Source organism: Arthrobacter sp. UYEF36, assembly GCF_040547025.1.
Classification (GTDB): domain Bacteria; phylum Actinomycetota; class Actinomycetes; order Actinomycetales; family Micrococcaceae; genus Arthrobacter.
Genome location: NZ_JBEPOX010000006.1, coordinates 22,669 through 36,066, shown reverse-complemented (window position 1 = coordinate 36,066; position 13,398 = coordinate 22,669). Strand labels below are relative to the sequence as shown.

Annotated in this window: 15 protein-coding genes, 1 tRNA gene and 1 riboswitch; of the genes, 9 read left to right on the top strand and 7 right to left on the bottom strand. The window is 67.5% G+C overall.

Annotated elements, in window-relative coordinates; translation table 11 throughout:
- Positions 1-2 precede the first annotated feature (2 nt).
- Positions 3-365, bottom strand: coding sequence for a hypothetical protein (locus ABIB29_RS10505; RefSeq protein WP_354172525.1), 363 nt, complete (start codon positions 363-365; stop codon positions 3-5).
- Positions 366-816: 451 nt separating this feature from the next.
- On the opposite strand from ABIB29_RS10505, the gene ABIB29_RS10500 reads away from it, so the two are divergent.
- Positions 817-1,101: a hypothetical protein gene (locus ABIB29_RS10500; RefSeq protein WP_354172523.1), complete on the top strand. Its 285-nt coding sequence runs from the start codon at positions 817-819 to the stop codon at positions 1,099-1,101.
- Positions 1,102-1,379: 278 nt separating this feature from the next.
- On the opposite strand, the gene ABIB29_RS10495 is transcribed toward ABIB29_RS10500, so the two are convergent.
- The gene (locus ABIB29_RS10495; RefSeq protein WP_354172521.1) at positions 1,380-1,538 is read right to left on the bottom strand and encodes a hypothetical protein; all 159 of its coding nucleotides are present in this window, start codon (positions 1,536-1,538) and stop codon (positions 1,380-1,382) included.
- 637 nt (positions 1,539-2,175) lie between these two features.
- Between ABIB29_RS10495 and ABIB29_RS10490 the strand changes: the two genes are divergently transcribed.
- Positions 2,176-2,439: a hypothetical protein gene (locus ABIB29_RS10490; RefSeq protein ID WP_354172519.1), complete on the top strand. Its 264-nt coding sequence runs from the start codon at positions 2,176-2,178 to the stop codon at positions 2,437-2,439.
- Positions 2,440-2,635: 196 nt separating this feature from the next.
- On the opposite strand, the gene ABIB29_RS10485 is transcribed toward ABIB29_RS10490, so the two are convergent.
- Positions 2,636-2,723, bottom strand: a tRNA-Ser gene (locus ABIB29_RS10485).
- A gap of 146 nt (positions 2,724-2,869) precedes the next feature.
- Between ABIB29_RS10485 and ABIB29_RS10480 the strand changes: the two genes are divergently transcribed.
- From ABIB29_RS10480 to ABIB29_RS10465, 4 genes are read left to right on the top strand one after another with little or no spacing between them, the layout of a single operon-like run.
- Entirely contained in the window at positions 2,870-3,934 is a 1,065-nt protein-coding gene (locus ABIB29_RS10480; protein ID WP_354172517.1) for a dehydrogenase, read from the top strand.
- Positions 3,935-3,938: 4 nt separating this feature from the next.
- Positions 3,939-4,337: a 6-pyruvoyl trahydropterin synthase family protein gene (locus tag ABIB29_RS10475; protein ID WP_354172515.1), complete on the top strand. Its 399-nt coding sequence runs from the start codon at positions 3,939-3,941 to the stop codon at positions 4,335-4,337.
- Between the two features lie 43 nt (positions 4,338-4,380).
- The gene (locus ABIB29_RS10470; RefSeq protein WP_354172513.1) at positions 4,381-5,697 is read left to right on the top strand and encodes a glycosyltransferase family 4 protein; all 1,317 of its coding nucleotides are present in this window, start codon (positions 4,381-4,383) and stop codon (positions 5,695-5,697) included.
- 4 nt (positions 5,698-5,701) lie between these two features.
- On the top strand, positions 5,702-6,958 hold the full coding sequence (locus tag ABIB29_RS10465; RefSeq protein ID WP_354172511.1) for a DNA glycosylase AlkZ-like family protein: 1,257 nt from the start codon (positions 5,702-5,704) through the stop codon (positions 6,956-6,958).
- 44 nt (positions 6,959-7,002) lie between these two features.
- Here ABIB29_RS10465 and ABIB29_RS10460 read toward each other — a convergent pair whose 3' ends face one another.
- On the bottom strand, positions 7,003-7,506 hold the full coding sequence (locus ABIB29_RS10460) for a nucleoside deaminase (RefSeq protein ID WP_354172509.1): 504 nt from the start codon (positions 7,504-7,506) through the stop codon (positions 7,003-7,005).
- Between the two features lie 71 nt (positions 7,507-7,577).
- Between ABIB29_RS10460 and ABIB29_RS10455 the strand changes: the two genes are divergently transcribed.
- The 3 genes from ABIB29_RS10455 (at position 7,578) to ABIB29_RS10445 (ending at position 9,543) form a co-directional block, all read left to right on the top strand.
- Positions 7,578-8,420 (top strand): phosphatase PAP2 family protein, encoded by an 843-nt coding sequence (locus ABIB29_RS10455; RefSeq protein ID WP_354172507.1) that lies wholly within the window; start codon positions 7,578-7,580, stop codon positions 8,418-8,420.
- A gap of 12 nt (positions 8,421-8,432) precedes the next feature.
- Positions 8,433-9,068, top strand: coding sequence for a uracil phosphoribosyltransferase (gene upp / locus ABIB29_RS10450; protein WP_354172505.1), 636 nt, complete (start codon positions 8,433-8,435; stop codon positions 9,066-9,068).
- A 97-nt stretch (positions 9,069-9,165) separates the two neighbouring features.
- Positions 9,166-9,543, top strand: a complete 378-nt coding sequence (locus tag ABIB29_RS10445; RefSeq protein WP_354172503.1) for a VOC family protein — start codon at positions 9,166-9,168, stop codon at positions 9,541-9,543.
- A 35-nt stretch (positions 9,544-9,578) separates the two neighbouring features.
- Here the strand turns inward: ABIB29_RS10445 and ABIB29_RS10440 are convergent, their stop codons facing one another.
- From ABIB29_RS10440 to ABIB29_RS10430, 3 genes are all read right to left on the bottom strand, one after another.
- Positions 9,579-10,349 carry an aggregation-promoting factor C-terminal-like domain-containing protein gene (locus ABIB29_RS10440; RefSeq protein WP_354172501.1) on the bottom strand — a complete coding sequence of 257 codons (771 nt, stop codon included), beginning with the start codon at positions 10,347-10,349 and terminating at the stop codon, positions 9,579-9,581.
- Position 10,350: 1 nt separating this feature from the next.
- A riboswitch (cyclic di-AMP (ydaO/yuaA leader) is annotated at positions 10,351-10,508 on the bottom strand.
- Between the two features lie 152 nt (positions 10,509-10,660).
- On the bottom strand, positions 10,661-12,253 hold the full coding sequence (locus ABIB29_RS10435) for a sensor histidine kinase (protein ID WP_354172499.1): 1,593 nt from the start codon (positions 12,251-12,253) through the stop codon (positions 10,661-10,663).
- A gap of 3 nt (positions 12,254-12,256) precedes the next feature.
- On the bottom strand, positions 12,257-12,997 hold the full coding sequence (locus tag ABIB29_RS10430) for a response regulator transcription factor (protein ID WP_354172497.1): 741 nt from the start codon (positions 12,995-12,997) through the stop codon (positions 12,257-12,259).
- Between the last annotated feature and the right edge of the window lie 401 nt (positions 12,998-13,398).

Sequence of the window (13,398 nt, the reverse complement as noted above, 5' to 3'; positions counted from 1 at the left end):
GGTTAACCATCGATGACTTCCTCCTCTGTCCAGAACTCCTGGACGCCTGCCGCGGCCTCCCGCAACTGCCCGCCGTCAAGCACAGCCGTGGTTTCCTCCATCCCGAAGTCTTTCCACTGAGCCACCAGTCGCAGGTTGCCGGCAGGAGGCAGGGGCCACAGCCACAGGGCGCCGGTGCCCGCCAGCTCATCGTCCCCGCCGCCGCCACCCCCGTTGGCCAGGACAAGCGTTGGGGGTTCGGGCTCCTGGCCGCCTTCACCTTTGAAGGCGTGGGGACCCATGTTCCCGGTGATCGCTTTTGAACCGTCCGGTAACTCGACGCCGAACATAAGCATCGACATCTGATCTTTGCGCTGGCCGGTCACTGGTCCATGCTGAAAGAACAGGGAATGCATCTCACCCCACTCTTCGTCGTTCCGGGTTCCTCGGCGGATAACCCAGGACAAGTTGAAGGAACAACCCGTGGAGAACACTTCAACACTTTTTATTGCCATGACGGCACTCGGGTTTCGGTGCAGGAACTGGCCGAGGTGGATAACGGACGGCAACTCGTAGGCGGGCGGGCCCGCCCAGGGCGGCGGAACGTACCTCACGGCCCGTTGCTGGGGCGGGGATGGCGGTACCGGATAGTCCTGAAAGAAGGCCACGGTGATCCTTTTGCGCGCTGGCTGCGACCGACCAGCGGAACTGCGGCAACGCTGCCATGGATCCCCCAATCCGTCCTTACCCCGCCAGTCTAGCCCCGCTCGATCAGCACCTTCAGGACACACTGAGCGCCTCCGCCATTCTGTCGGTGCCCAGGAGGACCATAGCCTTATGACGACTACGACGGTGGAGGCGGTCATCCATGAACTGATGGATCTCGCCTGGAATGTTGTCTACGACCTGCTCTTGGAGCGGGGCCTGCTCGGGGACGGCCTCGAGGTCGGGGAGTACACCGGCATTCACTCCTGGTTGGACGGTCCTGTCCGGTACACCGTGGTCCACTCCCGAACCGTTGCGGTGCTGTTCGTGGACACCCGGCCCGTGGACGCCATCGTTTTCCATCACGACCTCCTGGGCGCCGACGACCCGAAGAGCTTCTTCACGCTTCCGGGCTGACTGGAGATCGAGGGTCAGGTCCTCGTCCTCCGGCGGCCAGCCCGCGAAGCCCTGAGCGGCCTTGGGGTGACTGCGGGCTGCTGCCCAGCCGATCTTCCGAATGGCAAAGCCCTGCTCCACCGTGGTCTCGTCACCGTCCTGTGCCGCGATAGCGACGGTGTTATCGATGATCGCGTCGATGAAAGAGAACCTGCCGCCGATAGGTCAGCCCAGCCACCACCCAATAGGCAGCAGCAGGACGCCGGTGAGAAAGATCCAGGCGCTGTGGGTGCGGCGCATCATCTGTCACCAGCCCGCGCGGCGCGTTTCAATTCCGCGATGCGCAGCCGCAGGAACATGATGGCCAGGACCAGGGTGTAGACCGCCAGGCCGGCAAGCACGATCGTGAAGATCGCGTACAGGATGCCGATGATGCCAAAAGCTGGACTCAGATTCATTGCTACCCCCCAATAGTCGTTGGTCCCTAGGCTACCCGGGCCCGCAGCCTCACCCTGGGAAGGGTGAGGAGGGGGACTTCGTTGTAATCCCCAATTCTCTATTCCCCCTGGTTCAAGAACCCGGCCGCCAGCGTAGCGGTTGCAGAACAGGCCATTACTCGCCTTGGGGCAGGCCCGCCGATTCCGGCAGGACAGATAGGCGTTGGACTCAAGAGCTAGCGGGGGATAGGCAACGTAGCCGGTGCACTCCCGGAGGGTCGCGGTCGTGTTCGTGGACACCCGGAAAGTGGACGCCATCGTCTTCCATCGCAACCTCCTGGGCGCCGACGACCCGACGAGCTTCTTCACGCTTCCTGGCTAGGAGCAAGCGCCACCGTGAGGCTTAGATCCTGACCTCCTGCCCAGTTTCTTCGCCGGTCCTGGGGTGGGGCTGAGGTGACATCAAATTGAGGACAGATGAGGCGGCTGAAGCCCCGTTGACAGCCTGCCTGGGCGGGAGTAACACAGCCAATAGCGGGTCAATCCTGGCCCGCCGCAAATAATCGTGCACGCGCCGCCGAGAACCAAAGCCTGAGTCGTTTTCGGCCCAAGAACCGGCTCAAACAAACAGCGCGGCACGCTTCAAGGGAGAAGCGCCATGACCGTTGCAACCATCCTTCACCGCGTCGCCGATTATGACGCCTGGCGCAAGGTCTACGATTCCGTCGGCGACATGCAGAAAGAGGGCGGGGTAACCCAGGAGTCGGTACACCGGATGGTCGATGACCCGGACAACGTCCTCGTCATCCATCATTTCGACAATGTCGAGACCGCCAGGGCGTTCCTCGGCAGGGATGACCTGCGTGAAGCCTTGCAGCGCAGCGGTGTTCAGGGCGAACCGCGCGTGGAGTTGTTCGAGTAGCCGCCGATCCTGAGGTTGACCAGATACTCGGGAGCCTCGCCGGACAACCTGATCGCAAGCTGCGGTTTGCCCCCGGGGCTGCAGACGGAGGGCTTCCTCTAAGTTTTGTTACCGCTGCGTTACCGCAGCACCTTTTCGGGGCAAAGCAAAAGGCCCCGGTTCCCTTTGTTTACAAAGGAACCGGGGCCTCGCCACTTGGCGGTGACGGTGGGATTTGAACCCACGTTGGCTTTCACCAAACAACATTTCGAGTGTTGCACCTTCGGCCGCTCGGACACGTCACCAACCTGAATAGGTTACCGGAGCAGGGCGCTCATCCACAAAACGGCGGTACGGCGCGCCCGCGAGCGCCGACAGACCGCGAACCGCGGCGCGCCCGGACGCCCGGCACTTCCCCGCGCATGGGCAGGGGACTAGATTCGTCAGCAAGATGACTAACTCAGACCAACAGCCTGCACAGCACGCCACAGCCACTGCCTATTGGACGGTCGGCCCCGAAAAGGGGGAACTCCGGCGCGAGGACCTGCCCGTTCCCGGCCCCGGCGAAGCGCTCGTCCGCACCCTGTACTCGGGCATCAGCAAAGGCACCGAACTCGTCGTACACAACGCCCGGGTCCCCGAATGCGTGGCGGAGGAAATGGCCGCCCCGAACCAGGAAGGTTCCTTCCCGTCCCCGGTGAAATTCGGCTACCTCTCCGTCGGCATCGTCGAGGACGGCCCGGCTGACTGGCTGGGCAACACGGTCTTCTGCCTCTACCCGCACCAGGACCGCTACATCGTCCCGGTGGAGAAACTCACCGTGGTACCGGACGGCGTCCCCGCCCGCCGCGCCGTGCTGACCGGCACCGTCGAGACCGCGATCAACGGGATCTGGGAAGCCGGGCCCCGCCTCGGCGACCGCGTCGCCGTCATCGGCGCCGGCCTCGTCGGCGGCATGGTGGCCAAGCTCCTGGCATCGTTCCCGCTCGGACGGCTGCAGCTGATCGACGTCGACCCGGCCAAGCGGGCGTTCGCCGAAACGCTCGGCGTCGAGTTCAGCCTCCCCGACGACGCCCTGCCGGACTGCGACATTGTGATCCACTGCTCCGCCTCGGAGGCAGGCCTTGAGCGCGCCCTGCAGCTCGCGGGCGACGACGGCGATGTCATCGAGATGTCCTGGTATGCCGACCGCAAGGTCAGCGTGCCGCTGGGCGAGGACTTCCACGCCCGCCGGCTGTCCATCCGGGCCAGCCAGGTCGGCGTCGTGGCCCGGGCACGCCGCCACCGGCGCACCAACGCCGACCGGCTCCGGCTCGCCGTCTCCCTGCTGAGCGACCCCGCGTTCGACGCGTTCCTCACCGGTTCGTCCCCCCTCGCGGAGCTGCCCGACGTCGTCCAGCGGCTCTCCGACGGCGCACTGGACGCGCTTTGCCACGTTATCGAATACCCGGTCAGTGACGACCCCATCCGTCAAAACCCCGCCACCAGATCAGCCCCCACAGAAGCCACGAGGTAAATCCGTGTTCAGCCTGACCGTCCGCCGCAACTTCATGATCGCCCACAGCCTCCCGCGCCCGGCCTTCGGCCCCGCCCAGGGCATGCACGGTGCCACCTTTGTCACGGAAGTGACGTTCCGCCGTCGGACCCTGAACGAGAACTCGATCGTCCTGGACATCGGCGAGGCCGGCGAGGTGCTCGATGCCATCCTCGAAGGCCTGAACTTCAAGAACCTTGACGAGCACCCGGACTTCGCCGGCAAACTCAGCACCACCGAGGTCCTGGCCCAGTACGTCGCCGACGCCATGGCAGCAAAGATCCGCACCGGCGCGGACGGGCTCGCGCTCGCCGGGCTGGACGTGACGCTACGTGAAACCCCCGACGCGTGGGCCAGTTACTCGCTCGACTTCGAGGTCAGCTAGGACCTCGGTGCCGGCCAGGAACACCGCGCCAGTCAGGGATACGGTGCCAGCCCGGAACACCGTGCCGCCGGACGGCCTCCGCCTCCGCCTGGTGGTGCCCGGCAACGTGCGCCACAACTCCGGCGGCAACGTCTACAACGCCGCCCTCGCCCGGGAGCTTGCCGCGCTGGGCGTGGACGTGGACGTCTGCCCGTTCGACGGCGGCTGGCCGGTGGGCAGCCCGGAGGACCGGCGGCGGTTGGCCGCTCTCCTGTGCGACGGCGACGGCGCCGCCAACTACCGTGACGATGACGACGTCAGCGACGCCGCCGCCGCCAAACGCCAGGTCACGCTCGTCGACGGGCTCCTCGCCTGCGGAGCGCCCGAGGAGGTGGCGGCGGCCGCGGCCGCCGGGCGGCCCGCCTGGATCCTGCTCCACATGCCGCTGGACGAGACCGGGCATGACGAAGCCGGGCTGGAACGCCGGGCGCTGCGGGCCGCGGCCGGGGTGATCTGCACCAGCACGTCGGCTGCGGCCGGGATCCGGGCCAGGCACGGGCTGGACGGTGTCCGGACCGCCCCGCCCGGCAACGACGCTGCTGCGCTCGCCGCCGGATCCGTGCCGCCGCACCTCCTGGCCGTGGCCGCCCTGCTGCCGAACAAGGACCAGTCCCTGCTCCTCGCAGCCATGTCGGCCCTGACGGACCTGCCGTGGACCGCTTCCCTGGTGGGCTCCGACACCGCGGATCAGGCCTATGCCGCGCGGCTCCGGGACACGGTGAACCGCCTGGGGCTGCAGGACCGCATCCGGATCCCGGGGGAGTTGCGGGGCGGGGCGCTGGAAGCGGAATGGGCCGCAGCCGACCTCAGCCTGCTCATCTCGAAGGCCGAAACCTTCGGGCTTGTGGTGACGGAGTCGATTGCGAGGGGTGTGCCGGTGGTGGTCCGGGCCGGCACCGGCGCCGTCGAGGCCCTCGCCGCCGGTAATCCGGCACCATCGCCCGTCGCACCAGCGCCCGTCGCGCCAGCGCCCACCGCGACGACCGAGACGAGTCCCGCTGTGACGGACGGTGCAGCCACCCTGCCGGGTACCGCCGTCGCCCTCGGTGCGGACCCCGCGCCCCTCACGGAGGTGCTGCGGCGCTGGCTGTCCGAACCCGGCCTCCGCTCCCGCTGGCGGGCCGCGGCGGTCCACGCCCGGGACCGGTTGCCCGGCTGGGACACCACAGCCCGGACCGTGCTGGCAGCGCTGGACCCGGAGCACCCCGCCGCGCACCCGGCCGCGCAGCCGGCCGCACAGCCGCCGGCTGCTCCACCCGGTGTAGAGCAGGACGAGCCGTCCGCGGAAGATTCCCCTGCCGTGCGAGCTGGGGGACAATGACCCCATGACGCCCCAGCCCCTGACCACGCAGCCCCGGACGGCGAACGCGCCGCCCGCCCGGACCCTCACCCCAGAGCTGCTCCGCGCCTGGGCCTGGCACAAACAGGGCCTGGACGGATCGCTGGCCGGCTGCAGCGCGGAGCAGGTGTTCGCCCGGGCGGGCTGGGCGCGCTCCGTGGGCGGCGCCAACCCCTACCTGACGCTCTTCGCCCGGGCCGGCATCCGCCGCGAACAAGTGGACGCCGACGTCCTGGCGCACCGGATCCTTGAACTCCCGACGGCGCGCGGCTGCACCTACGTGCTGGGCCGGGACGACTTCGCCTGGGCACTGACGCTCGGCCGCGACGCCGCGGAGGCGACCGTCAAGGTGGTCGGCAGGATCGGCGTGGACCGCGGCGAAATCACCCTGCTGGAAGAGCAGGTGCTGCACACGCTCGCCGAAGCCGCCGTCCCGATGGACCCGCGGCAGCTCAAGGAGGAACTCGGCGAATCCGTGCGGAACCTCGGTGAGGAAGGCAGACGGAAGGGCGCCACCACCACCCTGCCCACGGCCCTCGGCATCCTGCAGTCCCAGGGGCGCATCCGCCGGGTCCCGGCCAACGGCCGCCTCGACCAGCAGCGCTACGCCTACGAACTGTGGAACCTGCCGCCCAGCCCGCTCGACGACGACCAGGGGCGCACCGAACTGGTCCGCCGCTACCTGGGCTGGACCGGAGGGGCCACCTTCAAACAGTCCCAGTGGTTCACCGATTTCACGGTGGCCCAGAGCAAGGCGGCGCTGGCCGCGGTCGGCGCGGTGGAGGTTCCCACGGCCGCCGGGGAGAGGCTCTGGATGTTGCCCGACGACGTCGACCAACTCTCCGACTTCCAGGAACCGGACGACGAGCAGATCCAACTGCTCGCCGGAACGGACTCCCTCGCACTCTTGCGGCGCAATGCCGCCGAACTGCTGGCCGAGGAGGACCAGCACGCGAACACCCTGGGTTCGCTGGCGCTGCAGGCGGACCTCCCGGACCATCCCATCGTCGACCGGGGACGGATCATCGGGCTGTGGCAGTACGATCCCGGCAAGGAACAAATCGTGCCCTGGGTGTTCCGTGCCCCCACGAACGCGGTGACCCGGCGGATCGCCGAAGTTGAGGCCTGGATCCGCGAGGACCTCGGCGACTTCCGGGCCTTCAGCCTCGACTCACCGGCCACCCGGCAGAAACGGATCGACAACCTGGCGGCAGCCGCAACAGGCTCCGCCGCCGTCAGCTAGCTCCGGGAGCTCCGGGAGCCCCAGGTGTGGGGGAGGGGCGTGACTCAGGTGCCGCGGTGCCCTGCAAAGAAGTCCTGCAGCAACGCCGCGCACTCCTGCTCCCTGACCCCGCCGTACACTTCCACCCAGTGGTTAAGGCGGCGCTCGCGGAGAATATCGAAGACCGAGCCGGCGGCCCCGGCCTTCTCGTCCCAAGCGCCGAACACCACCCGTGGAATCCGGGCCAGCACCACCGCCCCGGCACACATGGCGCACGGCTCCAGCGTCACCACCAGGGTGCAGTCCGCCAGCCGCCACCCGTCACCGGCGCTCCCGTCCCGGGCGCTGAGTTCCTGCAGCCGCGCCGCAGCCCCGCGGATGGCGACCATCTCCGCGTGCGCTGTCGGGTCCCCGAGGGCCTCCCGTTCGTTGCGCCCGCTGCCGAGCACGGTGCCGTCGGGGCCGATGACGACGGCGCCGATCGGCACGTCCGCCGTGGCCAGCGCGGCCCGCGCCTCGGTGAGGGCAAGGCCCATCCACTCGGCATGGCGGGGCTCGGGGGAAGTCATTAGTCAATGATAGTTTCGATACTAAGCAAGCTGGGCAGCCCGGCTGCCAGCGAAAACATTCGGGAGAGACCGTGAACACCGGGACAGAGACTTGGTTGACGAAGCGCTGGGGCAAATGGGTGGTGCCCTACGCCGCCCTGTGGATCACGATGCTGATCGGCGGCGTCGTCGTCGTCGCCTTGGCGCTGTTGAGCGCCGAGGTCTACGACGACGTCGTGGACGACGCCGGCCTGGCCAACCTGGACAAGCCCACCCTGGGGTTCATGGAACAGCTCCGCAGCCCCGGACTTGATGCGTTCGTGACGGGTTTCACCAACATCGGTGGCGGGATCGGGATGCCCATCCTCGGCAGTATTCTCACCGTGTGGCTCATCTGGGCCAGCCGGACCTGGCGGCCACTGATCCTGATCGGGGGTGCCGCCGCCATCTCCGTGACCGCGACGGCCATGGGCAAGAAACTGATCGGCCGGACCCGCCCGGACCACGCCGACGCCGTCCCGCCGTACGAAAGCTCGCCGTCGTTCCCGAGCGGCCACACACTCAACACCACGGTGGTGATTGGACTGGTGGTGTACCTCGCGTGCCTGCAGATCACACGGACCCTCGCCCGGGTCGCGCTTATTGCGGCGGGCACGCTCTTCATCTTCGCGATGGGCATGTCCAGGGTCTATCTGGGCCACCACTGGATGACCGATGTGATCATCGGCTGGGTCCTGGGGCTGGCCTGGGTGGGAATCGTGATCCTGGCCCACCGGCTCTTCCACGTCGTGCGGCACCGGGAACATGCCGGGCCTGCGCCGACTTTTGACAACGAGGTCCACCTGCGCGACGGTGCCGCCGGGACCAGCGCTCCGGAGGAAAAGGACGACGTCGGGGCCCGCGGTCCGACGGGCGGGCCCCCGGCCGCCGGGTGATAGTTTTGACCCATGCGCACTCTCGTTGTGGACCACCCGCTGGTCGCCCATAAGCTCACCGTTCTGCGGGACAAGAACACCCCGTCCCCGGTCTTCCGCCAGCTCACCGAGGAACTCGTCACGCTGCTGGCGTACGAGGCCACCCGCGACGTCCGCACCGAACCGGTGACCATCGAGACGCCGGTCAGCACCACCATCGGCACCGCTTTCACCAAGCCCACCCCGTTGGTGGTCCCCATCCTCCGGGCCGGACTCGGCATGCTCGAGGGCATGACCAAGCTGGTCCCCACGGCGGAGGTCGGATTCCTGGGCATGGCCCGCGATGAAGAGACCCTTGACATCATCACCTACGCAGAGCGTCTCCCCGAAGACCTCACCGACCGTCAGATCTTCGTCCTGGACCCCATGCTCGCCACCGGCGGCACGCTGCGCGAGGCCATCAAGTTCCTCTTCAAGCGCGGCGCTTCCGACGTCACCTGCATCTGCCTGCTGGCCGCCCCGGAAGGCCTGGCAAAACTCGAAGAAGAACTCGCCGACGCGAACGTGACGATTGTGCTCGCCTCTATCGACGAGAAGCTCAACGAGAAGTCCTACATCGTGCCGGGTCTGGGCGACGCCGGCGACCGCCTCTACGGCGTCGCCGGGTAGTCCAGCCACCCGGCGTCGGACCTGCCCTCGCGGCCGGACCCGCGCGAGGGGGGCCCTAACCTCCCGGAACACACCGCCCGGTACTGGCCTGAGCCCCATGGACTGGAAACTTGAACTTGTCTTTGTTCCGGTGTCCGATGTGGACCGCGCGAAGGATTTCTACGTCAACAAGGTTGGCTTTAAGGCCGACTTCGACGAGCGGCCCATGGAAGGCATCCGATTCGTCCAGCTGACCCCGCCGGGCTCCGGCTGCTCGATCGCCATCGGTGAGGGCCTCTCGGACGCCCCGCCGGGTACCGCCCCCGGCCTTCAGCTCGTGGTCAGCGACATCCAGGGGGCCCACCAGCAGCTCAAGGACAACGGCGTGGACGTCAGTGACGTCGATGTTCAGGACTGGGGGCATTTTGTCCACTTCGCCGACCCTGACGGCAACAGATGGGCGGTGCAGTACCTCCCCAACCGTCCCAACGGCTAAGCGGCTGGTCTGGCTGGTCTGGCTGGACCAGGGGGTTAGTACCAGTTGTTGGCGTAGTGGAAGTTCAGTGCGCCGCACGGTGAGCCGTAGCGATCCTTGACGTACTCCAGTCCCCAGTTGATCTGGGTGCGGTAGTTCGTCCGGTAGTCGGCGCCCGCGCTGGCCATCTTCTCGGCCGGCAGCGACTGGACCACGCCGTAGGCGCCGCTGCTCGGGTTCGTGGCAGTGGTCTCCCAGTCCGATTCCTTGGTCCAGAGCTTCATCAGGCACTGCATCTGGCTCGGTGCCCAGCCATAGGAGCCCAGCTGGCTGGCCGCGTACGCCTGTGCGCCCGCCGGATCATTGACCGCAACGGGGGCGGGTGCGGGCGCAGGGGCAGGTGCCGGGGCGGGTTCCGGAGCCGGGGGTGCCGGGGCCGGGACTGCCGGGGCCGGCGCTTCGGCCGGCGCCACCTCGGCCGCCGGGGCTGCAGCGTCGCCGGTGGGGAGGACGGCCTGGTTCTCGACCCGGACACGTTCAAAATCAAGGTGTGTCAGCGGATCCGCCGTGGCGGCTGCCTGCGTGGAACTGTCCGCGCCGGCGTTGCGGGCGGCCGTCTCGGACGCCTGGCCGGCGGCGCCGGCCCCCACGAGCACCGCGCAGGCGGTAACAACAACGGCCGCCCGGCGGCCGGCCGAGCCGGCGTTGTGGGCAAACCGGGCCAGGGCTGAAGCGGGCTTGGCCGGTTCGGCGCGGTGGCGCGACTGCTGGGAGCCCGTCGTCGGTGCGGCGCCGTCAGGGCGCGTTTGTACCTTGGATTCAGTCATGAGTGCCTCTCAACGCCTGCGGAGTTAGCTGTCGGGTTCGGGTGAGGTCACCCGGCCGCACGGAAACTCACGTGTCGGCTTCACCCCAGGGGTGCGATGTGCAGAAATGCCCGGGAACTCTGGGTCCCCCGCCTCTGCCTGGTCCAGCGGGATCCGGGAGGCGGCAGAGCTTGGCGTGCATCCGGATATGCGGCCTAGTGGTGACCGCACCCTAAAAACCGTACAGGAGTCGTCCGGCTATGTCACATTTCGGTAACAGGAATTCCGACGGCGGCGGGGCGGCTTGCGCGTTGACCGGCGACGGAGGGTCCTCACCCGGCGGGTGGAGCCTCCGGCAGCCGGACGGTGAACTCGGTCCGGCCGGGCCTCGAGACCACACCGACAGTCCCGCCATGGGCCGCGACAATCGACTGCACGATCGACAATCCCAGCCCGCTGGTTCCCTCGGCGGAAGCGCTTGTGCCGGGGGCCGTGGTGGTGGCGACCGCGGCAGCTGCCTCGGGCGACCGCGGCGGGTGCAGCGGACGCCGCGGGAGGGAACCTTTGCCGGCTGCCGGCGTCGTGACGGAAACAGGATTCTTGCGGGACGCGTCCGCGCGCGTGAAGCGTGCAAAGACGCGGTCCACAAACTCGGGGGCGATCCCGGGGCCGTTGTCCGTCACGGTCACCACGGCATATCCGTCCGGGGATCGCTTCACGCCGGTCACCACCGTCGTGCCGGGGCCGGTGTGCTTGCGCGCGTTGGAGAGCAGGTTCGCCAGCACCTGATGCAGCTGGGTCGCGTCACCGCGGATCACCACAGGCTCTTCGGGGAGTTCCAGATGCCAGACCCGGTCCGGGGCCATGACCTTCTCATCGCTGACCGTCTCGATGGCCAACTGGGTGAGGTCCACCTCGCTGAGCCTGAGCGGCTGGCCCTCATCCAGCCGGGCGAGCAGGAGCAGGTCCTCCACCAGGGTGGTCATACGCTCGGACTGGCTCTGCACCCGGGCCAGGGACTTCTGGCCGTCCGGGGTGAAATGCTCGGTCATCCGCATCAGCTCGGTATAGCCGCGGATGGCGGTCAAGGGGGTGCGCAACTCATGCGAGGCATCCGCGACAAACTGGCGGACCTTCATCTCGCTCTTCTGCCGGGCTTCGAGGGCATTGGAGACATTTTCCAGCATCATGTTCAGTGCGTGGCCCACACTGCCCACCTCGGTTCCCGGATGCGCTGCGGACGCCGGCACCCGCACGGCAAGTCCCACCTCTCCGGCGTCGAGCGGCAGCCGGGAGACCTGGGTCGCGACTTGGGAGAGCTGATCGAGCGGCTTCATGGTCCGGCGGATCAGCGCCGTCCCGGCCAGGCCGATGACCACGAGTCCGCCGGCGGACACGAGCACCATGGTCCACACCATGGTGGCCAGCGTGTTCTGCTTCTCTGCGAGCGGCAGGCCGGTCACGATTACGTCCCCGCCCGCCTCGGCGGCAACCAGCCGGTAGGCGCCGGCGGACAGGGTCCGGTCCACCGGTTCGAGCCACGGCGTGAGCTCCAGGAGGATCTCGTCGTCCTCGTCGGTGAGGGATTCCCGGGTGGCATCCTCGGAGAGGAAACCGGCGCGGCGGACCGAATCATCATGGATTCTCGCGTTCAGGGTGCCGATGGGCAGGCCCCGCGCCTCGAGGGGATCGGAGCGGCCGGAGCGGCCAGACTCGCGGGCACGGACCGCTGCCTGCTGCAGCTGGGCGTCGAGCTGCTTGGTCAGGAAGAAGTCCATCGAGGCGTAGCTGACGATTCCAACGGCCCCGCAGATCGCCACGAGCAGGGCCATGGCGACGAGGACAAGCCGGGTGCGCAGGTGCCAGGTGGCCGGGTTGCGCCAGTTGAACCCGGCGGGGCGGATCCCGGCGGAGGGCTCAGGCATGGATCAGTCCGCCGGTTTCAGGACGTAGCCGGCGCCGCGCACCGTGTGGATCATGGGTGGGCGGCTGGCGTCGACCTTCTTGCGCAGGTAGGAGATGTAAAGCTCCACGATGTTGGCCTGCCCGCCGAAGTCATAGTCCCAGACCCGGTCCAGGATCTGGGCCTTGCTGACGACCCGCTTCGGGTTCTCCATGAGGTAGCGCAGCAGCTCGAACTGGGTGGCCGTGAGGTGCAGTTCCTCGCCCGCGCGCCGGACCTCCCTCGTGTCGATGTTCAGGACGAGGTCCCCGACGGCGAGTTCGGCGGTATCCATCGCCGCCACTCCGGAACGCTGGACCAGCCGGTGCAGACGCAGCAGCACTTCTTCCATGCTGAACGGCTTGGTCACGTAGTCATCCCCGCCCGCAGCCAGCCCGGTGATGCGGTCCTGGACGGCGTCCTTGGCCGTCAGGAACAAGGCGGGTACCTCCGGTGCGAAGGCGCGGATCCTGCCCAGCAGTTCAACGCCGTCGAAGCCGGGAAGCATCACGTCGAGCACTAGCACGTCGGGGCGGAATTCTTTGGCAAGCTTCACGGCTTCGGGGCCGTCGGCGGCGACAGCAACGGACCATCCCGCCATCCGCAGCCCCATGCTCATGAGCTCGGAGAGACTGGGTTCATCGTCCACGACCAGGGCACGGATGGGGGACCCATCCGGATGGGTGAGCTGGGGGAGGTTATTGGTCATGGAGTGCGAAGTGGCCATGGGACAACTCTCCGATCTGCCGGTTAGGTGCTGCTTTGGGGATCCTGTGCGGCGCCTGTGAATCCCAGCCTAGCGAGCTGGACATCCCAGCGACCGGCCGGCGGGTCGCTTTTTTCGTCGCTCCGGGGTGACCACTCTGTGGAACGCTGGACATCCAATGCTAAGTAGACGAACGGTTTGACCGTTCCGGCTCACAGTGAATAATTCTGGACGCAACGGAGGGTGGCGCGAATTATCTTCGGTGGATTGGGCCAAGAGGGCACCTGCTAATCAGAACGGTTGTTATTTTAACAAGGGGGCAGAATTGTGATCTGCACTACAATTCCATGTTTTGTCTCATATCGTGGACTTCTGCGTCCATTGTTACTTGCAAGTTCTCATTGTTACGTTGCACACTTCAA